Annotated in this window: 24 protein-coding genes; 12 read left to right on the top strand and 12 right to left on the bottom strand. The window is 49.3% G+C overall.

Features of this window, described 5'->3' with window-relative positions; all coding sequences use genetic code 11:
• The first annotated feature begins 73 nt into the window (after positions 1 to 73).
• Both murI and sds read left to right on the top strand, forming a co-directional pair.
• A complete protein-coding gene (gene murI, locus H6F76_RS07125; RefSeq protein ID WP_347275984.1) occupies positions 74 to 943 on the top strand; it encodes a glutamate racemase in 870 nt (289 codons plus the stop codon).
• A 527-nt stretch (positions 944 to 1,470) separates the two neighbouring features.
• Positions 1,471 to 2,442 (top strand): solanesyl diphosphate synthase, encoded by a 972-nt coding sequence (gene sds, locus H6F76_RS07130; protein ID WP_190450339.1) that lies wholly within the window; start codon positions 1,471 to 1,473, stop codon positions 2,440 to 2,442.
• Here the strand turns inward: sds and H6F76_RS07135 are convergent.
• Both H6F76_RS07135 and H6F76_RS07140 read right to left on the bottom strand, forming a co-directional pair.
• Positions 2,439 to 4,121, bottom strand: coding sequence for an aldehyde dehydrogenase family protein (locus H6F76_RS07135; protein ID WP_190507025.1), 1,683 nt, complete (start codon positions 4,119 to 4,121; stop codon positions 2,439 to 2,441). The genes sds and H6F76_RS07135 overlap by 4 nt on opposite strands.
• A gap of 127 nt (positions 4,122 to 4,248) precedes the next feature.
• A complete protein-coding gene (locus H6F76_RS07140) occupies positions 4,249 to 6,996 on the bottom strand; it encodes an adenylate/guanylate cyclase domain-containing protein (RefSeq protein WP_242036558.1) in 2,748 nt (915 codons plus the stop codon).
• A 435-nt stretch (positions 6,997 to 7,431) separates the two neighbouring features.
• On the opposite strand from H6F76_RS07140, the gene H6F76_RS07145 reads away from it, so the two are divergent.
• Positions 7,432 to 7,779, top strand: coding sequence for a DUF4870 domain-containing protein (locus H6F76_RS07145; RefSeq protein ID WP_190450336.1), 348 nt, complete (start codon positions 7,432 to 7,434; stop codon positions 7,777 to 7,779).
• Here H6F76_RS07145 and H6F76_RS07150 read toward each other — a convergent pair.
• From H6F76_RS07150 to petN, 4 genes are all read right to left on the bottom strand, one after another.
• Positions 7,776 to 8,024, bottom strand: a complete 249-nt coding sequence (locus H6F76_RS07150) for a hypothetical protein (protein ID WP_190507027.1) — start codon at positions 8,022 to 8,024, stop codon at positions 7,776 to 7,778. The two genes, H6F76_RS07145 and H6F76_RS07150, sit on opposite strands and share 4 nt — an antisense overlap.
• A gap of 93 nt (positions 8,025 to 8,117) precedes the next feature.
• Entirely contained in the window at positions 8,118 to 8,660 is a 543-nt protein-coding gene (locus tag H6F76_RS07155; RefSeq protein WP_190450335.1) for a hypothetical protein, read from the bottom strand.
• 210 nt (positions 8,661 to 8,870) lie between these two features.
• Positions 8,871 to 9,122: a hypothetical protein gene (locus H6F76_RS07160; protein WP_190451106.1), complete on the bottom strand. Its 252-nt coding sequence runs from the start codon at positions 9,120 to 9,122 to the stop codon at positions 8,871 to 8,873.
• A gap of 45 nt (positions 9,123 to 9,167) precedes the next feature.
• Complete coding sequence (gene petN / locus H6F76_RS30945; protein ID WP_190450334.1) at positions 9,168 to 9,257, bottom strand: cytochrome b6-f complex subunit PetN; 90 nt, start codon at positions 9,255 to 9,257, stop codon at positions 9,168 to 9,170.
• Positions 9,258 to 9,410: 153 nt separating this feature from the next.
• On the opposite strand from petN, the gene H6F76_RS07170 reads away from it, so the two are divergent.
• Positions 9,411 to 9,962: a hypothetical protein gene (locus H6F76_RS07170; protein WP_242033601.1), complete on the top strand. Its 552-nt coding sequence runs from the start codon at positions 9,411 to 9,413 to the stop codon at positions 9,960 to 9,962.
• A 21-nt stretch (positions 9,963 to 9,983) separates the two neighbouring features.
• Here H6F76_RS07170 and H6F76_RS07175 read toward each other — a convergent pair whose 3' ends face one another.
• The 3 genes from H6F76_RS07175 to H6F76_RS07185 form a co-directional block, all read right to left on the bottom strand.
• Positions 9,984 to 10,646, bottom strand: a complete 663-nt coding sequence (locus H6F76_RS07175) for an SDR family oxidoreductase (RefSeq protein ID WP_190507029.1) — start codon at positions 10,644 to 10,646, stop codon at positions 9,984 to 9,986.
• Between the two features lie 115 nt (positions 10,647 to 10,761).
• The gene (locus H6F76_RS07180; protein ID WP_190450332.1) at positions 10,762 to 10,986 is read right to left on the bottom strand and encodes a hypothetical protein; all 225 of its coding nucleotides are present in this window, start codon (positions 10,984 to 10,986) and stop codon (positions 10,762 to 10,764) included.
• Between the two features lie 199 nt (positions 10,987 to 11,185).
• Positions 11,186 to 11,551 carry a hypothetical protein gene (locus H6F76_RS07185; RefSeq protein ID WP_190507031.1) on the bottom strand — a complete coding sequence of 122 codons (366 nt, stop codon included), beginning with the start codon at positions 11,549 to 11,551 and terminating at the stop codon, positions 11,186 to 11,188.
• A 614-nt stretch (positions 11,552 to 12,165) separates the two neighbouring features.
• Here H6F76_RS07185 and H6F76_RS07190 point away from each other — a divergent pair.
• The 3 genes from H6F76_RS07190 to H6F76_RS07200 all read left to right on the top strand — a co-directional run bounded on the left by H6F76_RS07190 (position 12,166) and on the right by H6F76_RS07200 (position 17,702).
• Complete coding sequence (locus tag H6F76_RS07190; protein WP_190507033.1) at positions 12,166 to 15,825, top strand: NB-ARC domain-containing protein; 3,660 nt, start codon at positions 12,166 to 12,168, stop codon at positions 15,823 to 15,825.
• 256 nt (positions 15,826 to 16,081) lie between these two features.
• Positions 16,082 to 17,041: an orange carotenoid-binding protein gene (locus H6F76_RS07195; RefSeq protein ID WP_190507035.1), complete on the top strand. Its 960-nt coding sequence runs from the start codon at positions 16,082 to 16,084 to the stop codon at positions 17,039 to 17,041.
• 334 nt (positions 17,042 to 17,375) lie between these two features.
• Positions 17,376 to 17,702, top strand: coding sequence for a hypothetical protein (locus H6F76_RS07200; protein ID WP_190450328.1), 327 nt, complete (start codon positions 17,376 to 17,378; stop codon positions 17,700 to 17,702).
• Positions 17,703 to 17,855: 153 nt separating this feature from the next.
• On the opposite strand, the gene H6F76_RS07205 is transcribed toward H6F76_RS07200, so the two are convergent.
• Positions 17,856 to 19,316, bottom strand: a complete 1,461-nt coding sequence (locus tag H6F76_RS07205; protein WP_190507037.1) for a TM0106 family RecB-like putative nuclease — start codon at positions 19,314 to 19,316, stop codon at positions 17,856 to 17,858.
• A gap of 151 nt (positions 19,317 to 19,467) precedes the next feature.
• Here H6F76_RS07205 and H6F76_RS07210 point away from each other — a divergent pair, with 151 nt between their 5' ends.
• Complete coding sequence (locus H6F76_RS07210; RefSeq protein ID WP_190507039.1) at positions 19,468 to 20,685, top strand: aminotransferase class V-fold PLP-dependent enzyme; 1,218 nt, start codon at positions 19,468 to 19,470, stop codon at positions 20,683 to 20,685.
• Between the two features lie 20 nt (positions 20,686 to 20,705).
• Here H6F76_RS07210 and H6F76_RS07215 read toward each other — a convergent pair whose 3' ends face one another.
• On the bottom strand, positions 20,706 to 21,968 hold the full coding sequence (locus H6F76_RS07215) for a DUF3095 domain-containing protein (RefSeq protein ID WP_190507041.1): 1,263 nt from the start codon (positions 21,966 to 21,968) through the stop codon (positions 20,706 to 20,708).
• 424 nt (positions 21,969 to 22,392) lie between these two features.
• Here H6F76_RS07215 and H6F76_RS07220 point away from each other — a divergent pair, with 424 nt between their 5' ends.
• Both H6F76_RS07220 and H6F76_RS07225 read left to right on the top strand, forming a co-directional pair.
• Entirely contained in the window at positions 22,393 to 23,475 is a 1,083-nt protein-coding gene (locus H6F76_RS07220) for a glycosyl transferase (RefSeq protein ID WP_190507042.1), read from the top strand.
• A gap of 78 nt (positions 23,476 to 23,553) precedes the next feature.
• Complete coding sequence (locus H6F76_RS07225; protein ID WP_190451023.1) at positions 23,554 to 23,796, top strand: RNA-binding S4 domain-containing protein; 243 nt, start codon at positions 23,554 to 23,556, stop codon at positions 23,794 to 23,796.
• A 53-nt stretch (positions 23,797 to 23,849) separates the two neighbouring features.
• Here H6F76_RS07225 and purS read toward each other — a convergent pair whose 3' ends face one another.
• The gene (purS, locus tag H6F76_RS07230; RefSeq protein ID WP_190450323.1) at positions 23,850 to 24,131 is read right to left on the bottom strand and encodes a phosphoribosylformylglycinamidine synthase subunit PurS; all 282 of its coding nucleotides are present in this window, start codon (positions 24,129 to 24,131) and stop codon (positions 23,850 to 23,852) included.
• Between the two features lie 303 nt (positions 24,132 to 24,434).
• Here purS and H6F76_RS07235 point away from each other — a divergent pair, with 303 nt between their 5' ends.
• The gene (locus tag H6F76_RS07235; protein WP_190450322.1) at positions 24,435 to 24,842 is read left to right on the top strand and encodes a Fur family transcriptional regulator; all 408 of its coding nucleotides are present in this window, start codon (positions 24,435 to 24,437) and stop codon (positions 24,840 to 24,842) included.
• 91 nt (positions 24,843 to 24,933) lie between these two features.
• Positions 24,934 to 26,238, top strand: coding sequence for an ATP-binding protein (locus tag H6F76_RS07240; protein WP_190507045.1), 1,305 nt, complete (start codon positions 24,934 to 24,936; stop codon positions 26,236 to 26,238).
• The last annotated feature ends 69 nt before the right edge of the window (positions 26,239 to 26,307 follow it).

Below are 26,307 nucleotides of genomic sequence, written 5' to 3' on the forward strand. Positions count from 1 at the left end.
CCTTCGAGTAATAACTAAAAGCTAGCCAGCTTAGCCGCAATTAAAGTGTTTGTATGAGTAGGAGGTGTGTGGAGTGTCAAGTCAACGTTTCGCAGGTAGCCAAGCCAGCATAGGTCAAAGTTCTGCCCCTATCGGGTTGTTTGATAGCGGTGTCGGTGGTCTAACAGTGCTGCGCGAAGTGTATCGTCAGTTGCCCTCTGAGTCAGTCATTTACTTCGGCGATACAGCGCGGTTGCCTTATGGGAAGCGATCTCCCTCCGAAATCTTGCAGTACGTCCGGGAAATCCTGACCTGGATGGAGCAACAGGGCACCAAAATGGTCATTATGGCGTGCAACACCAGTTCTGCACTGGCGCTGGAAGCGGTGCGTTCTGAGTTTAGTGTCCCTGTGTTAGGGCTGATTTTGCCAGGGGCTAGAGCCGCCGTGCAACAGGGTTGCCGCATTGGTGTCATTGCTACCCCTGCCACTGCTGCCAGCCGAGCCTATAGCCGCGCCATTCTTGAAATCGACGCAGACACCGAGGTGTGGGAAGTAGGCTGCCCTGAATTTGTACCGTTGATCGAAGCTGATCGACTGCATGACCCGTATACGACTGCGATCGCCCAAGCGTACCTCGAACCACTCCTTCAGCAGCAAATTGACACTCTCGTCTACGGCTGTACCCACTATCCTTACTTAGCGCCCATCCTGCGTCAGCTCTTGCCAGCCAGCGTCAAACTAGTTGATCCTGCCGTTTCAGTCGTTGCTGCTGCTGCTCAAGAGCTAGATTTACTCGCGCTCAGAAATCTCCGCCTGCCGACACCCACTCGCTTTTGTGTCAGCGGTTCCCCACAGACATTTAGCCAACTGGCAGCACCCTGGTTAGGCTATACGCCGATCGTCGAATCAATCGTTCCGGCTCAGTGGATTGCTCAAGCGCCTATTTTAGAAGCCATTGATTAAACCCTTTGCGATCGCTGAATGAGCAACCTTCCGCGCCAATGCTAACTGCTTCAAAACAGCATCGGCAATGTGTTCAACCTCTACTAAGTGGGCGTGATAAGTGATCGTGCTGTGCAACCGTAAACCGCTTACCTGTCATCGCCTCGTTGTATTGGGAATGAGGCATAGCTTTCAAAGCAATCACACTCACTTCAAAAATGAGAGAACTACCCATGTTAGAGACAGCACTTCGAGTTTTTCTTCAGTGCAAGTAATCCAGAATGGAACTGAACGTTGGCTGAGCCGCACTGCTAAAAGCTTAATCTGCAAAATGCTTGTAACCCATGCTGGCACGATGTTGGACGCTCTGCACAAGCCCTTTGACAAATGGTTGCTTTTTGCGAGAGCAGCGTTTACGCATACTGACAAGCTTGCTCAAACGCGACAAAAAGGAAGTTTTATGTTCTAGAGGTCGGTAGTTTAGCTTAAGATAGATGGAGAATAGTTAAAGTTTCGTAATCTTATCATCTCGCCTGAGTCGGACATCCATGACCTCAGCTACTTCCTTATTTTCTCCTGTCGAAGCAGATTTGCAGGCGTTAACGGACAACCTCAAGAACCTCATCGGGGCACGCCATCCGGTTTTGTACGCCGCCGCCGAGCATCTCTTCGGAGCGAAGGGAAAGCGAGTCAGACCCGCGATCGTGTTTCTCGTTTCGCGTGCCACTATGCTCGACCAGGAGATTACGCTTCGCCATCGGCGGTTAGCTGAAATCACCGAGATGATCCACACAGCAAGCCTGGTTCATGATGATGTTGTAGATGAATCAGAACTGCGTCGCGGTGTGCCAACCGTTCATAGTAGCTTTGGCAACCGGATTGCTGTGCTAGCAGGCGATTTCTTATTTGCTCAATCATCCTGGTATCTGGCAAATCTGGACAACCTTGAAGTGGTCAAACTGCTGTCACAGGTCATTATGGATCTAGCAGAAGGTGAAATTCAGCAGGGACTGAATCGCTTTGCGACCAGCCTGTCAATCGATGAGTATTTGGAGAAAAGCTACTACAAAACGGCTAGTTTGCTTGCCAACAGCGCTAAAGCTGCTGCGACTTTGAGTGAGGCTCCCCCAGCGCTTGCAGAGGATTTATTTCACTATGGTCGCCATATTGGGCTAGCCTTTCAAATTATTGATGACATTCTGGACTTTACAGGTTCGACAGACGCGCTAGGCAAGCCAGCCGGCTCTGACCTGAAAAGCGGTAACTTAACAGCGCCCGTCCTTTATGCTCTTAAAGAGAAACCCTATTTAGAAGCCTTGATTGAGCGCGAATTTGCCCAAGCAGGTGACTTAGAGCAAGCGTTACTGCTGGTACGCGATAGTCAGGGTATTGAGCAATCGCGAGCGCTAGCAACTCAGCATACACGCAGCGCGATTGAGCATTTGTCTAACCTTCCACCATCCGAATCACGGCAGGTTTTGGTAAAACTGGCAGACTATGTTCTGAGTCGTCTCTACTAGCCCCTAGCCCGCACTGCTGCTAGTACAACTCTGAGAAAGTGCCGCCAGGAAAGGGTTGCTTGTAAATTTGTAAAATGCTGTGCCAGCCGCAATAAATTTGGGTGGCGGGGAAACCAAAGTGGTAGTGGTCTAAGCCGAAATGGTGCTCGTAGCACTGCTTTTTGTGGTTGCTCAAACAGGTACGCATTGTGTACGACTCCACGTCCGGACGCAATGGTCTCTACTGAGTTTTCTGGAAACGCCCCCCACGGCAAGGCACCCAGCGAAAAAATAACGCCAGACCAGACATTGACCCCAATCGCGCCATAGCGTAGTCGGTCGATCGCCGTCTCAACTTCAGTACTCCACTTCGCCTGCGTTTGCGAATCGACTAGCAGCGTGCAGGACAAATTGCCCCAGACCTGCTTATTCACAAAGTCAACTGCCTGCGTCAAGAAGACTCCTGTGTTGGCGGCATCCAGGCTTACGTCTGCCAGCACTCCACAAAACGCCTCTTGGGTAAGCGCATACTCCCCGGCATTAGCTGGTATCCCTGGAATGACCGTCCATGGAATAACAGCGTTGTCCATCGGCTCGTCCGAAGGCTTAAGCACGATCGCCTGCGGATACTGTGCTAAAAACGCTTGATAACGCTCTTGTGCACCGGGATAGTAAGCCACTCGTGTTGGCGTTTGAGCTAACTCTTGCCGCAACTGCGACCAAAAAGCGTCTCGTTGTGCCCAGCCGCTGGCTGTGATAACGACTTTTGCTGCAGCACAGTTGAAGCTAGCGTTGTGAGTCACCATACCGGCTATATGTCGGGTTTGAAACGTCAGATCTGCCTCTGACCAGGTACCCGGAACGACGATTACCGGAGTGACACAACCCAGTTCAGAGGTGATCGGTTTCGTCAGTAACGGTTGTTGTGCTGCCTTGCGCTGTGACTGCTCAACAGGTGTCGTGCCCCAGACGATCGCGTCATGGGTGTGGTGTGACCCTGTAATATGAATGGTTTGAACCAGCGGATGCTGACAAAGATGACGACCTAGCTCGGCTCCTCCATAAACAATTTCAAGGAAACCATCCTGCCGCAATGATTGAAACGCCGTTTCCAGAATGGCTCCCATGTACTCGTTCACAGGATTCATCTTGAGTAAGACGACAGCATCTTCAGCAAACAGCTTGTAAAGGGCATCAAGCGGCGCGATTGATGATACATTGCCTGCTCCCAGTACCAGCGCCAGGGTGCCAGCAATGGGCTTTTGCCGATACACTAATCCTTGTGTTGGCAGTTGTCCCGGTTGCAGCCATACCTCTCCCCTAAAGCCAAGCCACAGCAAACGATCGATCACATTGTCGGGAAAGACCTGCGCGACCCATTGCCCGTTTTGCAAGTGTTGCTGAACGGGTGGCGGTTGCCCGTTTGCCTTTAGAGCCGTCATCAGCGAGCGTAGATACGCCATCATTGCGATCGGTCCAACAAACCATTCTTCTCCAGCTAACATTGCTGCTGGATCAATACCTTTGGCACGGCACGCTGCTGCCGCCCACTCTGGTGCAACTGCCTTCACATCCTCCAGACAGCGTTGTAGACAGAGAATACGATCAGGAATACTAACGTGCAACCAGCGATCCTTACGCTCAGTGAGACGAGCAGCGATCGCATCTGCCTGCTCAAATGTTGTAGCGGTCACTGACATAATCTGCGCCTAGCGGGATTAGCAGTTACAGCGACGAAACCATTTAAAGCCTCGGGAGTAGAGAGTGAGGAATCGGGAGTAGGGTAAAACTCAACACGCCTCATTCTTCATCCTTTAGACCTCATCCTCACTTCTCTGTCATCATCCACGACCCATCCCACTCCTCTGGTGGCGGGTTTTTGAGCCAGTGCTGGCAGCGTTCCAGATGCAGGTTGGCAGATTTGTCGTCTTTGTCGATCTCCAGCACCATACCAAAGGCACCCATTGCCAGGGGGAATTTGCGATCGCGGTAGTGCTTTAGCCCAGTGCCGTAATACTCAATAATACGTTTTTTAGCGTCAGGGATAGGCTCTGATTGTAGCCCTACTAATTCGTAGACGGCGACAGGGCGATTTTTGCCTTTGACTTTGATGTAATCAAGTTCGCGCGTCCAGATGCGATCGGCACAGGGTTTGAATGTGTTCTCGCTAATTACAATATCAATGCCATATTGCTTACTGGCGCTTTCAAGCCGCGAGCCCAAGTTAACACCATCGCCGATCGCGGTGAACTCCATCCGCTTACTAGAGCCAATATTGCCACTGATGACGCTATCAGAATTGATACCAATGCCGATTTTGATCGGTGGTTGATTCTCAGCAATACGATCGGCATTGAAGAGTGTCAGGCGACGACGCATTTCGATCGCAGTTTGTACTGCCATCCAGGCATGGTCATCCAGCGGTAGCGGTGAGCCAAACACAGCCATAATGGCATCGCCAATGTATTTGTCGAGGGTACCCTTGTGTTGAAAGACTGCATCCACCATCGACTCGAAGTACTTGTTGAGCATTTCGACCACAGCTTCGGCTTCCAACGTTTCAGTCAGAGTGGTGTAGCTGCGGATGTCGGAAAAGAGGACAGTGACATCTTTGCGATCGCCGCCCATTTTTGCTGCATCAGGATTTTCGAGAAGCTGTTCGGCTAGCTCTTGAGTCATGTAGCGATACATCGTGCTTTTGAGCCGTTTTTCATCGCTAATGTCATCCATCACCACCAACGCACCCGATACCGTCGCCGCATCTTTGGCATCAGCGATCGTGTTGATCGAGATATTAATGCTGTGTTGCTCGTCACCCTTGTAAGGATGCAAAAGCTGGTCAGGGTAGTATTGCTGACGGCTCTTTTCGTCTTTGCCACTCAACCCCGTCGCAAACCATTTGGTAAAGTCAGCTTTATCGAGCTTAATAAGGTCACTAACGACTTTGCCTTCAAGGGTGTCGCCATCGCTGAGTCCAAGTAGTTTTTTGGCACTTTCATTCGCGGCGATAATGTTGCCCTTTTTGTCGGTCGAGATGACCCCGTTGCTGAGCGATCGCAGAATGTCTCGCTGCATCTGCTCTTGCTGCTTGACCGTCTCAAACAATTTGGCATTTTGCAGAGCGACACCCGCCTGGATGTTAAATGCCTGCATAAACTCCTGATCGTTACGGTTAAAGCTTGCTCGCCAGCAGTCTGGTGCTTCGGGGTAATTGGCAGGGTCATAGGCAGGATAGTCGCCCTGCTTTTTCTTGTTAATAAGCTGCGTTACGCCAATTAGTTCACTATTAGCGTTAAAGACGGGCATACAGAGGATACTGCACGTTCGGTAGCCTGTTTTTTTGTCAGTATCTTTCGACGTTTGGGAGTTGGGATCATCGTACAGGTCGAAGGGGATAATGACAGGCTCACCTGTAGTTGCCACCTGTCCAGCAAAACCTGCACCCATAGGAATACGGAGTTCCTGAAGCACACCGTTAATCGGGATTTTCGTCCAGAGCTGGTCACGATCGCGGTCTATGAGCCATAGAGTACTGCGGTCTGCCTGCATCAGCTCTTGCGCTTCATCCATCACCTTTTTCAAAGTTTCCTGCAGATCGAGACTGCTCTGGCTAAGAGATTTGGTTGCCTTCATTAAGGCGGAAGCTGCACGTTGTTGCTGTGTCGCTTTGTAGAACGAGCGCGATGATTCAATAATCAGCCGAATCGAAGGCGCAAATTCTTCAAACACCTGCTCGTCTTTGTAGGTAAAACCATCGCGATCGATTTTTTCATCCAACGATGCATAGGGATCAAGGTCTTGCTTCAGCTTGTTGATCAACTGCACGACCGCAACCAGCTTACCAGTCTCATCCAACAACGGCATTGCTAGCATTGTGTAGGTGCGGTAGTGGTTCTTTTCATCAAACCTCCGCGCTGCTTCAGAACGATGATCGTCGTAGAAGTCGTAGGGGATATTCACAACTTCCAACTTGGTGGCGACTTCACCAGCGATCCCTACTGTGGCAGGAAGTCGTAGCTCTAGATTGTTGCCCCGTTCGTCTTTTGCCACGATCGCCCAAAGCTCGTTTTTGTCTTCGTCGAGCAAATAAATCGTGGCGCGATCAGCGTTCAGTAGCTCACTCGTTTTGAGCGTAATAGAGCGCAGCATCTCCTCTAAAATCGCGTCAAACCCTTGTGCATCAAGCAAATTGTCCAGCATGGACAGGGTTTGATGTACGACCTGGAGCTTTTGCTCGACATCGTTAACTACTTCTTTAAATCTGTCCTTTGTCAGAGGAGCTAGAAAAGCACCAAAGCTACGCTTACCTGTGACAAGTGACCCTCCTGGTGAGTGTTTCTGTCCTGTTTCTAATAGCTCTAATGAATGGTTGCCACGATGCGGCGCAGGTTCGGCATACACTGATTCGACCTGAGCAGCTTCAACGCGGCTGCGATCGCTACCTGCTTGACGGCTAGTGACGCTTTTGTTAAGCGCATCGGGCGTCATTGAGACAATTTCCACCTCTCGGTGTGCAACGTCAATCGTGATGTCCCCAGGATTGGGATCAGGCAGATGCGGCGATCTAGCGTTCATAAGCACCAACTAAGGATTGAGAGTCAAAGCGTCTATACAAGTACAAGCCTCTAAAAGGACTATGTGCCAATGCCGCAGTCAAAGGGCTAATGTAGTGGTCACGCAGGTTGACCTTAAAACTACTTTAGCCTGCATAATCTGCACTCTAAATCTAGGATGATTCTGGCACTATGGCATAAGAATGTGTGTACTGACGCTTACCGTTATGCGTATTGCTTAACTAGCTCTTCTTGTCAGAATGCCCCATAGCAGCCATCTTTGATCACTAAAGCGCTCACAGGTTGCAGTTGAGGTAAGAGATAGAAAATAACGGTACAGACACAGTCACTTCGGTAATCTCATCTGTCTCAGTAGTGTTCTCACTAACTTCAGTGGACTTTAATCACTGTATATTGTCAATTGTAAGCAAATATCCTTTAGCGGGAGACGGTTAAGATGCAAAGTCCTGGAGTATTCGATCCCGATAAACGTAAGCTGCTGTCGGCTCTAAGTCATGGGTCAATTTTTCTAAGTGGCTTAGTGATCTCTATAGCCATCCCGATCGCTGTTTTGTTTGTCTCTGATGATCCTGTGGTGAAGGACAACGCTAAAGAAGCCATTAACTTTCACTTCAATGTGTGGTTGTATGGCTTGATTCTTGTGCCGCTCTCGTTTATTACCCTTGGTTTAGCTGGGGGCATTTGGTGGCTAGTGCATTGGGGTCTGACGCTCTGGGCAATCTCTCACAGCCTTAACAAGCCTGACCAAGCATTCCGTTATCCGTTCATTTTCCGGCTGCTTTAATGACTTTTACAGTTTTGGCTAGAACACTGAACGGGTAGCATCAACAAACAAAATTGCTGCAAAAAATAAATTGCCCCCCAGGTGTAGTGCTGAAGGGCAACGGAGACAGTTAAACGCTTATGGACAGTCTCAGGGGCTTTGAGGATGAGCATGAGATTGAATGTGACGGTTTCTACAGTGTCCCTCACATAATGCCCTCTCAAGTCATGCTGGTTCTTGAGGCGTTGCAAATACCGTAACTGCACTTGGCTTTGGGCTAAACCGCTTTACGATTGCTGTATCCTCATGCATTTCTTTAAGCAGCCAAACGGCTGCTTTTTTTATGCGTTAGCGCGACTTCAAATAGCTAAACGCATAACCCATCCAAGACCTAAACCCATGGATGAAAGAATTACGAGAATCCAGAAAGCTTGAGCTGTGCTGAACCCTAATGTTTGCAGGTCAATTCTTGCCAGCGCTTCACTTGCCAAAATCGTTGTAATGTGGAGAAAAAGCTTCAGCCAGAATAGAATAAGCGTTAGCATTCCTGCAATAACGCATAGAGACAAAAAAGCCACTGTATCGGATTTGAACCAGCGGACAATGAAACGGCTAAAGCTGGTTAACGGCGATCGAAACGCGATCGACGCAACAATAATCCAAGCAAACGCTAGTGCTGCCCCGAAAAGATTTTCCTTGACTATTAGACGGCAAATACTTCGCGGCTGCACTGTTGCCGACAGCGTACCCCTAGCAAGATCAAACGTTTGGTAGCAAGCTGAGGCTAGCCATGCTGGACTAGTCAGGTCTGGACTTGCTAATAACCAACCGAGCGAAGCATAGGCAACAAGCAGTAAGCCAAAGGAAACCCAGGGAAATTGTTTCTCCGATTCAGTATTCATGCAGTCTGACTAGAGCTGACGTTTTTCTAAGGTATCTTAAATTGACCTGTAACCGTTCTCTATCTTGATGTCAGAACGCTTGTTACCTGCCAAGGTTTCCTTAGTTTAGAAAAGATTTAAGCCACGGATTGTATCCTATGAAATCCTATGAAAAACTTGCTCCCGCTTTCAAAGCAGCGATCGCTAGTGGTCATTACTTGGATTCACAAATTACTTCTTAGCGCTACTCTTCTTGGCGCTACTTTTGGTTTTGCTACTTTTCACTTTGCGAGCTGAATCAGCACTGCGCGCACTATCCACTTTATTTGTGCTGCTGCGAATGGGTCGATCGCCACGAAGATCCTGTTCACGACGACGGCGATCGCGCCATTCTGCAAAAGTGAGATAACCAACACCACCACTGATAATGACCAGCAGCCCAAAGGTTATTAGAACGAGAACATTAAAAGCAGTAGTTTCCACGCTCGAGTTACCAACCTATCGTTCTGCCATACTAACAACGTCACACTAGAAGCCGTTGCGACCCCAGACGACGAGCGAGATAGAGAATGTAAATACTACCAACAAAGAAACCCAACCCAACGTCACAATATCCATGACCGTAGCACTACAAAACAACGTCAACGCTGATCATAGTGCAAAGGGGTACCTCTAGGCACGGTGTAGCAGAGACATATTAGCTGATGGGCAACAGACAGGGGTGGACGTTTCGCTTTAGAATCAAATTTCTGGAACTTGCAAAGCTGCCCCATGACTGCACGGATGGAACGCGATGAATTAACCGAAACAGCGATCGCGCCCTTAAGCGCCACTACCTCTGTGTCAACCGAAACTCCGCTGGCTGAACGGCTAGAATCGGTCAAAGCCGGACTGATAGGAGCGCTGACAGCTAGTGTGATTTTTGGTGCGCTGGTACTGGCGCAGGGGTGGTTGTCGCTCCGTTTTGCCCAGTTTGCAGCATGGTCGCCTAGCGCAGATAGCTTAAGGCTGCTGATTGGTGGCGCGATCGCGGCTCTCTCTGGCTTCCTCTTTGGTATTACCTACCGCTATATCATCCGACAAGACCAGAATCCACACCTCAAATCTGGTGCTGTGCTAGCGTTTGGGCTGGTGCGTGGACTGGCACTGATGGAAGGGACGCTGCATGAGTCGATCGCCCTTTTACCAAGTGCTCTGCTGCCGCTAGTTCTCCTGGGCGCAGAAAGCCTCTTACTGTTTGCAGGGACTCGTCTTGTGCTAGATAGCGCCCTTGCCGACGGGTGGCTGAAGCCCTTTGGGGCACTCAACTCCAACAAGCGATGAAGCAGATGAGTGCTCAATCTCTTACAGCGCAAAGTCTTCAAATTCTGGCTGACCAAACAGCATCGTACGATCGACGGCTGACAAAATCTTGTTGTTGGCGCGATCAGATGTGAGAGCACTAACAACAAGATGCGCGACATCCGTACGATGAATGGAGCCAGCAATATTAGGATTTTCGGTTAGCACCGCACTCCCTTTGGGTGGCTCCGATTTCAACCCACCGGGACGAATGATTGTATAAGTTAAGCCACTGGCAGTAAGGTGGTTTTCTGCCTGTTCTTTTTCTGCCAGGACAGCACCCAAGGTTTCGAGCGCCTGTGGTGGTAAGGCCGCAGCACTGTCGCCTGTGCCAATTGACGACACTAGAATAAACCGCTTCACGCCAGCCTTAACAGCGGCATCAATTAAATTGCGGTTGCCTTTAAAGTCAGCCCGCTCGCCGTCCGTTGGCTTGCCGCCCAAGGTGCTGATGATCGCATCAAAAGGCTGTTTAGCTACCAGAGACGCGATCGCGTCAGCATCCAGTGCATCGCCAATTGCCACGGTAATACTCAGTGCTTCCAAATCTGGACGGGCAGACTCTGATCGCAGCAGTGCAACAACATGGTTTCCTTGGGCGATAAGGCTTTTTGCAATTTCGCGCCCTACGCCTCGGCTTGCTCCTGCCAAAAAGATTTCCGTCATAGCTGGCTTCTATCCTTATAAACCGCACTTTCACCAAAGTTTACTCGATTACCCAGATCCCTGACTTTTTAACAAAGCCGGGGATCTAAGCAAACAAAGGAGGCATGGAAGTCCCTCAAACCTCAACAATCAAGGTTAAGGTGTCTTCTACACCAATGATTGTGACTGTCTGACCAGGTGTTAGCTGAATGACCTGCCCGACTGAGACCAGAAGCTTGAAACGCCAAGACGTACCGCCGTAGGCGACTCGCAATAGCCCTGTATCACAGACTTCCAGTCGGGCGGCAACTCGTTGTGGTAAATGTCGGATGGGTTTGGGTCGAAAGGCATCGAGATTCATGACCGTTGCTCTCCTAATCGATTTTTTTAAACCAAAAAAAGCCAGCAAGTGATCGTCACTTCGCTGACTGTGGACTTCAAGCCGCTTAGAGCCAGACGCAATGGTTGCGTAAATGGGTTGTTGTCTTTTAGCACGCAGGGGTTCTAGCCTGTATAATCGCGCCAGAAAGGGTTTTCTTAACTGCAAACACTGAGGGATGCTAGTGCGATCGCCAGTGCCCTAGTTGTCGTTCGATCTGTTGATAGAGTTGCTGTACCGCTTGTAATTCCGTATCGCTGAGACATTGCCGCTGGCAAACGTGTCCCCCTACCTCTACAAGCGTTTGAAACTTGCCCTTTCGGCTACTGGTTAAGAATTCGCCATGCTGGGTTACAGACAGCATTTCGATCAGACGGAAGGTTGTGTGAGAAAAAACAAACGGTAAGGCAACCAGCGTTGAGTGCGCGGTCGGTTTCGTTAGTGAGCGGCGATCGTTCTGTTCCGACGTTAGAGGCTGTGGCGCAAGTCCGACAAAGAGTTGAATTGCATCCGCGCCAGTCAAAAATTTTGCAATCGTTGGGGGCATAGCAGAGTCCTTAATGTCGATAGAGGGCAGAATCGAGTTAACTGGAGCAACCTCCACATTTGTGGTACGGCTCCTGACTTCAGACAAGTTTGAAACGGCATCGTCACTCTCACACAACGTTAACCAAGCTATAATAAAAAGATAAGAGTCCAGATTTCTCAGTTGCGAAAAGCCTTTCTCAGACTGAGATATTTTAGATTATGACTCATTTTTTTTTGCTATAACTTCATTCTCACAAACCTATAAAACTCATTTTGTAGTAAAAGTTACAAAGATCTTAAAGTGGCGCTGAAATTGTCCAGAAACTTCTTACGTGAGTGAGCAAGGCTGCTTTTATGTCTAATTTCTAGCAGTAAGCGTTTTTTAATCTATCTAGTTTTGTAAGCATCTATGCAGAATCGGCGTACCATGCAACCTATAAAGAAGCTTGACACGATTTACTTGTGTCAGTTTATAAAGATTGCAGTGCTGATTTTGAGAGAATGATAAAACCTTTTTGCCTCGGTATAAGTAACGTTAGCCCTCATGCTATAACGGGCATCTCACACAAAGATAGTTGACATCACATAGAGATAGCTGACAGGCAAGCGTGTGCCTTAGGAGTGTACGATTTCATGCTCACTCTCCCTGATACCTTTATTGCCGAGGTGGCAACCCGGCATGGAGTGACCCATACAGAGCTAGAGGCACTTGTGCTAGCGCTTGCTGATCACCCTGGTGCCGAGATTGCAAAAACTCTTGAAATTAGTGAAGCGGCAGTCCGCAAGCGCCTCGGAGAGAGCTACAAGAAATTTCGCATTGAAGTCGGTGGCAACAAGAAACTGACCCATCTCAAGCAAAAGCTACTGGTTGAGTACGAAGCGCAGCAACCTGCTCAGTCTGAAATTTATCAGGATTGGGGTGAAGCGGTCGATGTAGAAGATTTTTGTGGACGCGAAGCAGAGCTTACTGAGTTAGATGAGTGGATTGTCGGTGATGCCATTGGTAGCAATCGCGCTGCCAATCGCTGCCGGTTAGTTGTTGTGTTAGGCATTGGTGGGATCGGCAAAACTACACTTGCTGCCCGCATCGCCCAACGAGTGCAGTACGATTTCAAATACTTGATCTGGCGATCGCTCCGCAACGCGCCACCCCTTACCGATACCCTGGCAGAACTGCTGAAGTTTTTACCTAGTGGCTCTGATGACTTGCCAGACGACGAAAACAGCCGCATCTTACGTTTATTGCAAGTGTTGCGAGAGCATCGTTGCCTGATTATTCTCGATAATGTGGAATCCATTCTGCGGAGTGGTGAAGGTAAAGATTACGATCACGCAGGCGAGTACAAAGATGGGTACGAAATGTATGGCTACCTGTTCAAAAAACTGGGTGAAGCCGCTCATCAAAGCTGTTTGCTATTGACCAGTCGCGAAAAGCCAAAGGATGCCGCTGCGTTAGAAGGAAAAAATCTTCCTGTAAAGGTGCTGCAACTGGATGGACTGAACCAGGCAGAAGCACGTTTGATCTTTAAAGATAAAGGGTTGGATGGCTCTGATGCCGAACTTGGTGAGCTGGTCGATCGTTACTCTGGCAATCCCCTGGCGCTTAAAATTGTCGCCACCACAATTTATGATCTCTTCAACAATACGGTCGCTGACTTTTTAGCGCAAATTAAACAAGAGACTGCCGTTTATGGAGACATTCGCGCCCTTCTAGATCAACAGTTTGAGCGTCTCTCCAATTTAGAAAAACGGGTGATGTATTGGTTGGCGATCAACCGTAACCCTGTTTCCTTAGCCGCTTTAAGGCAAGATATTCCCATTCCAGAATCGTCCATGCGCTTGCTAGAAGCTGTGGAATCATTGTCACGTCGATCGCTGATTACGGGACAATCTGATTCAGGCAAACTTGGTCAACTGCCTGTGATTATGGAGTACATCACCGAACAGCTAATAGAGCAAATTACAACTGAAATTGAGCAATTGCTCGAACAAACAGAAGAGGCAGTTTTAAGCTGGAAAAAGCTGCGCTTTCTCAACAGCTACGCTCTCGTAAAAGCAGAAGCGCTGGATCATATTCGTAAAGCACAAGAGAAAGAGATTCTTGCACCAATCAAGACAAAATTGCTTGATTTGTATGAAGCGGATCTCGAAGCCTCGATTCGTCGTAGTTTCGATCGCCTGCGCGGTCAGCCATTTGCCAAAAAGGGCTATGCAGTCGGCAATCTTATCAATTTACTCTGTCAAATTCAAAGCAGTTACCCTCAGTCTGATCTCAGCGGGCGCGATTTTTCTGCCTTAACGATCTGGCGTGCTTACTTAAAAAACGTCAAACTTCAGGACACTAGCTTCACAAATGCCGATCTCAGCGGTTCAGTCTTTGCCGAAATCTTAGGCTTAGCCAGTTTGGTCTCTGTTCAGTACAGTCCCGATGGCAATTTTTTTGCCACAGGGGTTGGTGATGGCGAAATTCGGCTTTGGCAGGCAGCGGACAACAAGCAAATTCAGCTTTACAAAGGGCATACAGCGTGGGTGTGGGCACTCGCCTTCAGCCCTGACAGTAAGCGACTGGTCAGCGGCAGTGCCGACTACACGATCAAAATCTGGGATGTGCAAACAGGTGTCTGTCTGCATACGCTCAACCAGCACGGCAGTAAGGTGTATAGCGTTGCCTTTAGCCCAGACGGAAAGACGATCGCTAGCGCCAGCGAAGATCAAACGATTAAACTCTGGGATGCAGCTAGTGGTGACTGTCGCGCCACGCTTAAAGAACATACTGGCTGGGTATGGTCAGTCGCCTTTGACCCGATCAACCCGCATCGCTTGGTAAGCGGCAGTGCTGATGGCAGCATTAAGCTATGGGACAGCCAGGGAAAATGCCTCAAAACGCTGCTTGGTCACACTAGCCAGGTTTACTCAGTCCGTTTTAGTCCCAATGGGCAAATCCTTGCCAGTAGCAGCGAAGACCAGACCGTTAAACTCTGGGATATTCACACCGGGCAGTGCTTTGAAACCCTTAAAGGGCACAGCAAAAAAGTCTACGCTGTGCGGTTTAGTCCTGACGGCAAAACTCTTGCTAGCAGTGGCGAAGATCGCACTATTAGGCTCTGGAATAGCCAAAGTAGCGAATGCCTGAAAGTATTAACAGGGCACGTTAGCCAGGTCTGGTCGATTTCCTTTAGCCCGGATAGCCGCACGCTTTTGAGCAGCAGCGATGATCAGGCAGTACGGTTATGGGATGTCACCAATGGCAAGCTGCTTAATGTGTTGCAAGGATACTTGCGAGGTGTATATGCGGTTGCCTTTAGTGCAGATGGTCAAACCGCTGCTAGTGCTGGTGATGACAATATTGTGCGGCTCTGGAATATTCATCATGATCAGCATGGCACGCTACAAGAACCTAAAAGCAGAGGACGACTGCGATCAATCGCCTTCAATCCCATTGAACCCATACTTGCTACGGGAGGTAGCGACAACATCATTCGGCTATGGGACCTGAGCGATCGCCAAAGCCAGCGCTGTCAGACCTTAGAGGGACACACTAACTGGATTTGGACTGTCTCCTTTAGCCCTGATGGTCGCTTGCTTGCCAGCAGCAGTGAAGACCGCACCATTCGTCTGTGGGATATAACCACTGGGCAATGTCTCAAAACACTGGAAGGACATACTCACTGGGTTTGGACAGTAGCATTTAGCCCGGATGGGCAAACCCTTGCCAGTGGTGGTGCTGATAGCAAAGTAAAGCTGTGGAATGTGACAACAGGACAGTGTGTGAAAACGCTGGCAGACCATGAAGAGATTGTTTGGGCGGTTGCCTTTAACCCGGATGGTTGCACCATCGCTAGCGGTAGCGAAGATCAGACCATCAAACTGTGGGACGTTGCTACTGGTAACAGCATCCAGACGCTCAAAGACCATACCAAACAGGTGTACGCGATCGCCTTTAGCCCCAATGGTCGCCTGCTTGCCAGCGGCAGCGGCGATGCCACTGTAAAGCTATGGGATGTCTCTACAGGAGCTTGCTTAGATACACTTCGCTGGGGACATACCGCTGCTATTCGGTCAGTTGCCTTTAGCCCTGATAGTACGTTGCTAGTCAGTGGTAGCGAAGATGGCTCGGTGCAGCTTTGGGATGTGCAGAAGTGCAGTCGGTTACGCCAACTTAAGTTCGATCGCATCTATGAGGGCATGGATATTACAGGCGTCACTGGACTTACAGAAGCCCAAAAATCCTCGTTGAAAGCACTGGGTGCTGTGGAGTCGGAAGTGAGCGGGCGATCTCAACTAGATGGGTAAGGAGCGATTGCCCAACAGCTTCCTAGAAAACGCATCAACGCTTAAAGAACTTTTAGCTCAAAAATAATCATGTGCTGTAGTGCTTACTCCCCAAGCACTACAGCCACTGCCATAGCCAATTTTTTAACTTAATCGCAACATAACTTAATTTTCTGTAACATTTCGTGATAATTTAACGAGTGGAGAGTAAATCTGTATCTCCGGAGACTATTGCTTCACCTTCGGTCAATTACAAACTTAGTGGGGTAGACCTCCGATGGCAATTACGATCGATTCCGCCCGTAGTATTTTTCCCGGTACATTATCGGCTGATGCCGTGCCTGCTTTAACTGCACGGTTTAATCAACTAAGTGCCGAAGATCAACTGGCATGGACATGGTTTGCTTTTCTAGAAATGGGCAAAACCGTCACAGTAGCAGCTCCCGGTGCAGCCAGTATGCAGTTTGCTGAGGGAACCCTGAACCAAATTAAGCAGATGACCTTTGAGGAACAGACTCAGGTCATGTGTGATTTAGCAAATCATGCAGATACCCCTATCTGCCGCACCTACGCCACTTGGTCACCTAATATCAAGCTCGGCTTCTGGAATCAGCTTGGGGAATGGATGGAGCAAGGCACTGTCGCGCCGATTCCGGCTGGCTACAAACTTTCAGCTAACGCCACCGCTGTTCTGGAAACCCTTAAAACCCTGGATCAAGGGCAACAGATTACTGTCTTACGGAACTCTGTTGTAGATATGGGTTTTGATGCCAGTAAATTAGGCAGCTACACCAGAGTTTCTGAACCTGTGGTTGTGCCTAAGGAAGCCTCTCAGCGGACTCAAGTGACCATTCAAGGTCTCGACAACGTAACCGTGTTGAGCTACATGAATAACTTGAATGCCAATGACTTTGATCAACTCATTACGCTCTTTGTCGAAGATGGCGCTTTACAACCTCCCTTTCAACGACCGATCGTTGGCAAAGAAGCGATCATGCGGTTTTTCCGGGAAGAATGCCAGAACCTCAACCTACTGCCAGAGCGCGGCGTTGCTGAACCCGCAGATGATGGCTATCTTCAGGTGAAAGTGACAGGCAAGGTTCAGACCCCCTGGTTTGGTGCAGCCGTAGGCATGAATATGGCTTGGCGGTTCTTGCTCAACCCCAACGGTAAAATCTTCTTCGTAGCGATTGACTTGTTAGCGTCTCCAAAGGAACTTTTGAATCTGGTTCGTTAAGTAAACGAGCGATCGCTGTCAAGCGTGAGCGATCGAGCGACTGCAAGCCTATTGGCTATGGACTTGTACGGGCGTAGTCTTGGGCAGGTAAGTTCCTGCAACCAGCTCAGGGATTTTTGCTCTAAGCCTGCGCTCTACGTCATTCCAAGCAATCAATTCTCATTCCTAAGGATCGTGACTTAAAGAACCTGAGGAAGGGATTTCCTCAGGTTTCCTTTGCTTCAATCCTTCCAACTATTGCAGAGAGCGCTCTTTAAACAGCAGTGCTGAGACCGACTTAACAAACGTAATTATTCCAGCCCCTTTAACGATCACACAGGTTTTAGATTGAGTCATGCAAGCAAGTGAAGCTGAGTGGACTGACATTGAAAAAACGATCGCTCGAACGGCTTTTGATCAAGCTTATAAGCGAGAAGTTGAGGCGCTACTAAAACAAGTTCAAGAAGAAACCAGTACACTCACAGAGCTAGGTGAACTCTGGCGTTTACATGACTTTTTGAGCGCTAAAAGGCACCAGGTTGAGGGTAAGTACGACTACGAATATTCCGCTTTGCCCTTTGTCTTTGCTGGGTTAGTCAAGGAAGGCTGGCTTCACCTGAGTGAGCTAGAAGGGCTAAGTCAAGACAAGCTTGCCAAGATCAGTTCTCTAGCAAGGATGTAAGACATTAAAAATCTGTGATACAGCGCTTTGCGTGAATACTGTGAAGCGGCATCTAACCGTATTGCGCTTAACATCGAGTGTTGTGGCGAGCGTCTTGTTCAAGAGTGCAATTGCATTGTCTATCGCTTAGTAATGCTGTGAGCCTAGTAAGGCTTAAGCAAGCTCTGCCTGATAGCTCTCCTGTAAAAAATTCACCAGCCAATCTTTCGCATGATAAGTGGCACGGCAATCGTCTTCGTTATAGGTAAGGATTGCGTCGAGATAAGCGCGATCGCCTGTTGAAAGCCACTGAGCATACCAGTAAATCGATTGGGCACCGTTGGCGCTGGGGTCACGCCAGTCAAAACCGAGCCATCGGGCGATCGGCTTCAACGCATAGCTTTCAACAGGCAGCGTCACCATACGTGTAACCCGCTCGTGCAGATCGACGAAGCGGGCTAATAAGGGGCGTATGCGTTGTGGCGAAGTGCCGTAGAGTTTGGCGAGTCGCTCGACCGTCTGCACTTCAAACGGGCAAAAGTGATAGACGGGAGCAGTGGGATATTGCCAGACCAAATCGAGAAACTGCTCCCACACAAGCCCTTCATCTTCAGGGCGTTCTGCCAATAACGGGTAGAAGCGTTCGGTTTGGGACTGGCGATCGACCACCAGCACGCCATGTAGATAGACTAAATTCAGCGCTGGCTCGGCTTCAATGTCAAAATAAAGTTCCACTGGTGCAGTTGGCAGCTCCGCTAGCATGGTACTGGCTAACGGCTCAATCAACAGGGCTCGGTTATGTAGAGTCGATCGCGCCTGGCGCACTAATTTGTGGGCTGTTTCACTGCCAAAGCCTGGTAGTGGTGCAAGGCGTGCCGCATTCATTTCCGCAACCCCTTTTACCGTTGTCACATTCAACGCCTGAAGCTGGAGGTAGCGGCTGGGTGTCACGCCAGGTAGAAGAGAAAGGTGCTGTTCGGCTTTGGCGATCGCGTAGCAGTGCCCAAACCAATGGCATAAACTGCACCGGTTTCGGGCAATAAATACCTCTGGCGCTTCTGTTTGAAGCATTACCTGAATGCATTCGTCAACGATCGCCTGCATACGAGGCAGCATTTCCCATAGATCGACTGAGTAAGCGCCTCGTTCTCGCAGCAGCAGCCATGCTGTTTCGGGCCATGCTCCCTGCACTTGCGCCAGCACCAGCATATGAAACGCCGTTATAATCTGATATTCCAGCTTGGGACGTTTGCCTAATTTAATCTCAGTAGGTGCATACAACCAGTCGCCAAAATGAGACTGCCCTGGTTGCTTCACCAGTAGATCAGGATTGCTTACCAGCGTTACGCCATTTGTGCCTTCTGCAATTAAGACACCCTGATAGATGCGTTCTACACCCTGCTCCATCATCGCTAGCGTTGCCACTGCTCCAGCCTTCCAGTCTCTCGGCGCGTAGCTGGGCTGACGGGCATCCTGATCGGCAAGTAGTGATCGCTGGTTCGTTTGACTGTCTTGCAGCAGCTTCAGCAGGTAATCGCTGGGTGGATCACGTTGGCTGCGATCCCCATACAAGTCTAAGAACGCTCGTCGGCTACAGCGCTGATAGTTAAGTAACAGTTCGGCAGTAAGTAACATTCTTGTAAGCTAACAGGAAATGTTCAAATTGACTCTAAGTTTTGAATCGTTTGCGCCCTGAGTTACTGATAACTTCTGACTCCTGACAGCTCAGCAAAAGCTAAATTCACCTGCTAGAATGCTAGCGCTTTGTCTCTACCAGTACGTTACCATGACAGGCATTTTTACTTCTCAAAGTTCTACTTCACAAGCGTCCTTGCTCACGTATCGGCAACAATTTCCTGGTTTAGCCAACAAAGCGTATTTTAACTACGGTGGACAAGGACCACTGCCAGAAGTGGCGCTCGAAGCCATCCAACAGTCTTATGTCCAGATTCAGCAGTTGGGTCCATTCTCCAACCAGAGCAACACCTGGATTGTAAATGAGGCAGAACTGACCAGACGCGCGATCGCAGCAGAACTCGGCACTACCTCTCAAGCGATTACCCTGACTGAGAATGTATCGGCAGGTTGCAACATTGCGCTCTGGGGCATCAACTGGCGATCGGGCGATCACCTCTTACTATCTGACTGCGAACATCCCGGCATTATTGCCGCTGTGCGAGAACTTCAACGTCGGTTTGGTATTGAAGTCTCTATCTGCCCCTTTCAAGAAACGCTGAATGTAGGCGATCCTGTGGCAGTGTTAGAGCAACACCTGCGACCCACTACCCGTCTCGTTGTCCTCAGTCACATCCTTTGGAATACGGGACAAGTGCTTCCCCTGGCAGCGATCACTGCAGTTTGCCATCAGTATCCTAGCCATCAGCCCATTCAGGTTCTGGTCGATGCGGCTCAGTCGGTTGGCGTGCTGCCATTGCAGCTTGATCAACTTCAGGCAGATTTTTATGCCTTTACAGGACACAAATGGTGGTGCGGTCCCGAAGGTTTGGGTGGGCTGTACATTCGCCCTGAAGCGCTGGCAAGTTTACCCCCTACCTTTATTGGCTGGCGTGGCATTACAGCAGACAGCCACGGACAACCAACGGGCTGGAAACCCAACGGGCAACGCTATGAACTGGCAACCTCAGCCTATCCGTTGTATGCCGGACTGCGGGCTGCGATCGCGCTCCATCACCAATGGGGCACTGCTGAAGCTCGTTATCAGCGCCTCCAAACTTTGAGTTACGCGCTTTGGCAACAGTTAGCCGACTTGCCGGGTGTCGTCTGCTTGCGATCAACCCCACCCGAAGCAGGGTTAGTTTCGTTTCAGCTACCGGGTAGGACTCACAATCAACTAGTCTCGTTTTTAGAATCCAACGGCTTCATGCTCCGCGTGATCCTCAACCCTGACTGTGTGCGCGCCTGCATCCACTACCTCACGCTGGAGTCAGAAATCGATCAACTAGTAGAAGCGATTCGACAGTTTATGCAGAGAAGTGGGGCGTAACGTTTTGAGTTCTACTCCTGTCATTCAGCCCTAAGCTTTCCATCAAGGGCTTTACTGGCAGATCTTTTTTGCCGTCTGTTGAGCGAGACATACGAACTCCAGTTCAGCACTTTACGGTGCATTCTGGCTTTCATGGCTTTTGCTGCTAACGTATAGCCACCATCGGCACCATCAATAAAATGTACTTGAGGACCGTTGTGTTCAAACACTAGACAGGTCATAAGTGCACGATCAGAGACGTGGGTGCCGTAGACTAAATGCCCCGCTTTGTATTGCTCTTCAAGATAGTTGATCAGCTGTTCTCGTTGAAGCTTAGTGCCCGATATTACCATCCGCAGCATATCGTCAAACTTTCGATAGTCGGTGGCTTCTGTCAAAACCTTTTTGTAGCCGCCCCAATCCATGTCACCAATTTTAAGCTTGAACTTCATAAAGATCAGTCCTAGAAAATTCTCCAGTTTGATCTTCCATAAATAGGCAGTACGATGGAACCAACTATTTGACTTCGATCGCAGTTTCGTTTCTTTAATTAAATGCTTTGTTTGAAACGTTAGGTTAGGCTCATTCGCGACAACTGGGTGATAACTTAAATCGTTTCCGTAAACTTTTTCGATTTGCTTAATTACATTTTGATAGGCGGCACCAGCCTTACCGAGATGCTGCCCTGTCTCCATAATGATGAGGCTAAGAATCTCTTCATGCTTGGTAGGAATATCTTGCCAACGGCACTCTAGACCCGACAAATCCACATCAAGAACGGCATCAGGCTGTTGCAGTCGATAAATATTTGCCTCACCAGGCGCTTTGACTAATTCAGTGGCGTAAGTCATACCGCCACCTATAAAAACGGCTTGGCTATAGTTTTCTGAAACTCTCAGTTTTGCTGCTTTGACAGCATAGTTAGCTGCCGTCACCACGGCAACAGGCACAATGCCAACCCGCAATTTGAGATCAAACTCTGATTGAGCAAGCTGTTGGAGTGAAAGTAAGGCTTTCTTCGTGCCTGCATAGAGCGTTGGTGGAATGACAATTGACGCACCATCGCCACCAAAAACAAAGGGAATCTCAATTTTTCGCGCTATATTCAAGACGGCAATAATTGAGCAAGCACCTAAAAGATTAATGTCTTTATAGCGCCCTTCTTCGATCGCTTTTGTGGATTCAACAATGTCTGTGACTACAACATACCAATCGTCTGGCACAGAGCGAAAGTTTTCAGGTTTAGTAATCTCTAGAAACTGCTTCAGAGGTGCTAGATCTGCATAAAAAGTTTCTGTTCGCATACGTCATTGTTTGTGTAAAGTTAGCGCTAGCAGTGACGGTTATGAATACCCTGATTTAATGCCATCAAAGCTAGGCTTTAACAACGCCAGTTGTCTATCAAGGCGGCAGATGCAGATTTTTTGAGACTATGAGCTTGGAAGATTTCTAGCAAACAAAATACCCTTAGGGGCAGAGTCTACAAAAAGGTTTGCGGTTTGATGAAGGGTCTGGCAAAATCTACCTCTACCCAGCCGTAAATTTTTCTTGGCAAGCTTCTTCTATCTATTATGATTGTGCCGGTGAAAAAGTGGTGTTTACTCTATTGGTTGACTCGACTTTCTCGGCTGGATTGCTGAATACCCTTTAAGGAGACGTTAAACTAGCGAGAGCTGCACCATTCAGTCTTAATTGTTCCCGTTTGGGCGATCGCTCCAACATTGACTCATGCCCCGACCGATTCTCTACTTGGCGATCACAAATCATGGGTTTGGACACGCGACTCGTGCTGCTTCTGTGGCGGCTGCCATTCAGCGGCTCTGTCCCGACGTGTTGCTGATTCTGGTCACAACAGCACCTCGCTGGCTGCTAGAAGCCTATATTCAAACTGATTTCATCCATCGTCCCAGGGCGTTTGATGTTGGTATTCTGCAAGCCGATAGCGTCACGATGGACAAACCAGCGACACTAGAGCGGCTCCAGCAATTGCGGGCACAGCAAAACAAACTGATTGCCTCTGAGGTCAACTTCATTAAGCAAAATCGGGTGGGGCTAATTTTGGCAGATATTCCACCGATCGCCACCTTGCTGGCAAAGGCGGCTCAGGTGCCCTGCTGGATGATGAGCAACTTTGGTTGGGATTTTATCTATCGACCGTGGGGCGGCGAGTTTGTCGATATGGCTGACTGGATTGCCGAGTGCTTCAGCAAGTGCGATCGCCTGTTTCGCCTACCGCTGCATGAGCCGATGAGCGCGTTTCCGGTGATACAGGATGTGGGCTTAACGGGTGGTTCACCACGCTACAGTGTGTCTCAACTACGAGAAACGTTTGGGCTAACGGCAAGCCATGACCGCACGGTTTTGATGACCTTTGGCGGCTTAGGGCTAAATGAAATTCCCTACCAAAATTTGCAGCAGTTTGCTGACTGGCAGTTCCTGACCTTCGATCGCAACGCTCCAGACTTACCAAACTTGATCAAAATTACTGACAACCACTATCGCCCCGTTGATCTGATGCCTGTATGTGGACGGCTGCTCTCTAAACCGGGCTACAGCACTTTTGCTGAAGCGTGTCGGTTGGGTACGCCGATCGTCTCCATTACCCGTGATGATTTTGCTGAAGCCGCCATTTTGCTGGATGGCATTCAGGACTATGTGCCCTCGCAAATTCTCATGCCGTCTGAGTTTTTTGAAGGCAACTGGGATTTTCTACACCAGCCGTTGCAGCCTGCGCGATCGCAACCCGTCCTCACTGACGGCAATGAAACAATTGCCCAAGCCGCGATCGACTATCTGCTGACCGCTGTCTAAGGCACTACAGAAGCGTTGGCAGCAACAAAGCGTGATGGGTTACGGTAGAAGATGGTTGGTTATTCAACAGGACAGCGCATGATAGCGACAGGCACAATCAAGCTAGACCAATTTTTGAAGGTTGTGGGGATGGTGCAGTCTGGGGGGCAGGCAAAGCTGCTGATCCAGGCAGGCGAAGTGAAAGTCAACGGCGCAGTCGAAACACGGCGTGGGCGAAAGCTCGTGCTGGGCGATCGCGTTGCTACGATGGGCAACACCTTTAATGTTGAAACTGCTACTTTGCAACCGCGCAACGCTAACGAACCCACAGGGTGGGAATGAGTGACTGCTTCAGCGAACCGACGGCAGAAGCAAGCTATACTCAGCATCAGAATCTATGCGCTTATGTTCATAGGTTTAGGTGATACCTGCAAATCGAACCGATAATTCTCAATGACTGGGTTTGCCAGTAGTTGGTCACAGATGCGATCGATCTGTTCACGCGCCACTTCTTCGTTCGCTGCGTCTAATGTTAGTTCGATATATTTGCCAATTCTGATCTGTGCCACATTCTCGTACCCTAGATGCTTTAACCCAGACTGCACCGCCGTTCCGGCTGGATCGAGAACCGACGATCGCAGAGTAACATAGATTTGAGCTTGATACGTCTGAGTCACAGTTGCTTCCTGTCATAGTCTTGACGTTACTGATGCTACCGCAGGGAGAAGGCAGAAGGCAAAAAAGGTAAAAGGCAAAAGGCAGAAGGCAAAGGGCAGAAGGCAAAAAGACTCATTAGCTGTGGAGTCTTTTGGATAGAATGCTTTGTGAAAGTTGGAGGTTCTCTCAAAGTTGGAGTTAGTAATCAGTAAGGAGAATTGACTCAAATTCTTTAGCGCAGCGGCACAACATGCGATTCAAAACTCAAAACTCAAAACTTTCCCACACTCCTCACCCCTGACTCCTCTCTCCTCTCCTCCCCTATGAAAGCCAGTCGTACTCGCAGCCAGGAACGGATTATCAGCATCCTCAAAAACCTTGATCAGGCAATTTCAGCACAGGATTTGTTTGTTGAGCTGCGGAACCGTGACCAGGCAATGGGGCTGGCGACGGTGTACCGCGCCCTGGAGTCTCTCAAGCTAGAGGGTGCGGTACAGGCGCGGACGATGGCGGGTGGTGAATCGCTTTACAGTTTAGTGCAGGAAGATCAGCATCACCTGACGTGCTTACAGTGTGGAGGCTCAATTCCGATCGATGCTTGCCCGGTGCATGAGTTGGAGGCGCAGTTGAACCAGTCGTATCAGTTCAAGATCTACTATCACATGCTGGAATTTTTTGGGCTTTGCACTCAATGTCAAGCCATTGAATCTGCTAGTGAGGCTGCTAATTAGCGGTCGGTGTAGGATTTAAGGCTGAAAGCTAAAGGCTGAACGCTGAAAGCTAAAACAGGGTCATGTTCACATTTCCATTCATCTATTTTTAATGAGTACTCCTGCGATCGCCCCTGTTCAAACGCTCCTGCATCAAGCCGCTGCACTGCTGGTGTATCAATCTGTGCTTAAGGGCGATGTGGGGCAGGCATTTCTGACATTGTTGCAAGCCCTTCGTCATGCAGAACGGAATACAGCAGCCGACAATATCGACTGTTTGCGGGCATACGGTGATTGGTTTAGCGCCCTGGCAGACTGCAAGCAAAGCTGGCAGGACTATCTGCTGACCCAGTTGTTGAATGCGGAGAACCCTTTCACTCAGCAGGTACAGCGCACGGATCTGAGTGACTTAGCGCCTGCTTTAATAGCGGCGGCTCGGCATGATCTTCAGGTGTTACAGCAAATGTATGCGTGTAGTAGCCAGCAGCTTAGTCAGTCCGTTAAAGTGGCGGCTCATCTTACTGTTGCGCCCGTCGCTTGGGGTCAGGAAGCTGCGCCTCATCTGCACTGGCTACGATCGACCCTTGATGTCGTCGATCACTGGGGCGAGGCACTGGAGCCATTAGCTGCTCACTACCGTCAGCATGGTGTGGGCTTGTTGGCTCGTTACAAAGCGCTGCGGTGGCAGTCGGGACAATTGGTGGGTATTGCCACTCCCGATCCAATACAGGTAACTGATTTAGTTGGCTATGAGGCTCAAAAAGAAGCCTTGCTGAAGAACACAGCGTTTTTGCTGAATGGTTATCCAGCGCTACACGTTTTGCTGTACGGCAGTCGCGGCTCTGGCAAATCGTCGTTGGTGAAGGGTTTGCTGCATCGCTATGGTGCGGCTGGGTTGCGTTTGATTGAAGTTGCGAAAGCAGATCTGGTTGCTTTGCCTGCGATCGTAGAAACCTTGCGGGATCTGCCCCAGAAGTTCATCATTTTTGTGGATGATTTGTCCTTTGAGGAAGATGAAGATGCCTATAAAGCGTTAAAGGTTGTGTTGGAAGGCAACCTGACAGCCCGATCGCAAAATGTCGTTGTGTACGCCACGTCCAATCGACGACACTTGATTCGAGAGTTTTTTGGCGATCGCCCTCGTCCTAGTGATGGCGATGAAATCCATGCCTGGGATACGGTGCAGGAAAAGCTATCGTTTAGCGATCGGTTTGGCTTGACGCTCACCTTTGAGCCTGCCGACCAAAAAACCTATTTGCAGATGATTCACCATCTTGCTAAGCAAGCCCACATTACGCTGGATGCAGCGGCATTGGAACACCAGGCGCTTCAGTGGGCAACACGGCACAATGGGCGATCAGGTCGCAGTGCGCGTCAATTTATTGACTTTCTCAGCGCTGATTTGGCAATGAATTAGCGATCAGCAATTAGTGATCAGCAATCAGCAATGAATTAGCGATCAAGTAGCAATGAATGCGAGCCTGCC

The organism is Leptolyngbya sp. FACHB-321, assembly GCF_014695975.1.
GTDB lineage: Bacteria > Cyanobacteriota > Cyanobacteriia > Leptolyngbyales > Leptolyngbyaceae > Stenomitos.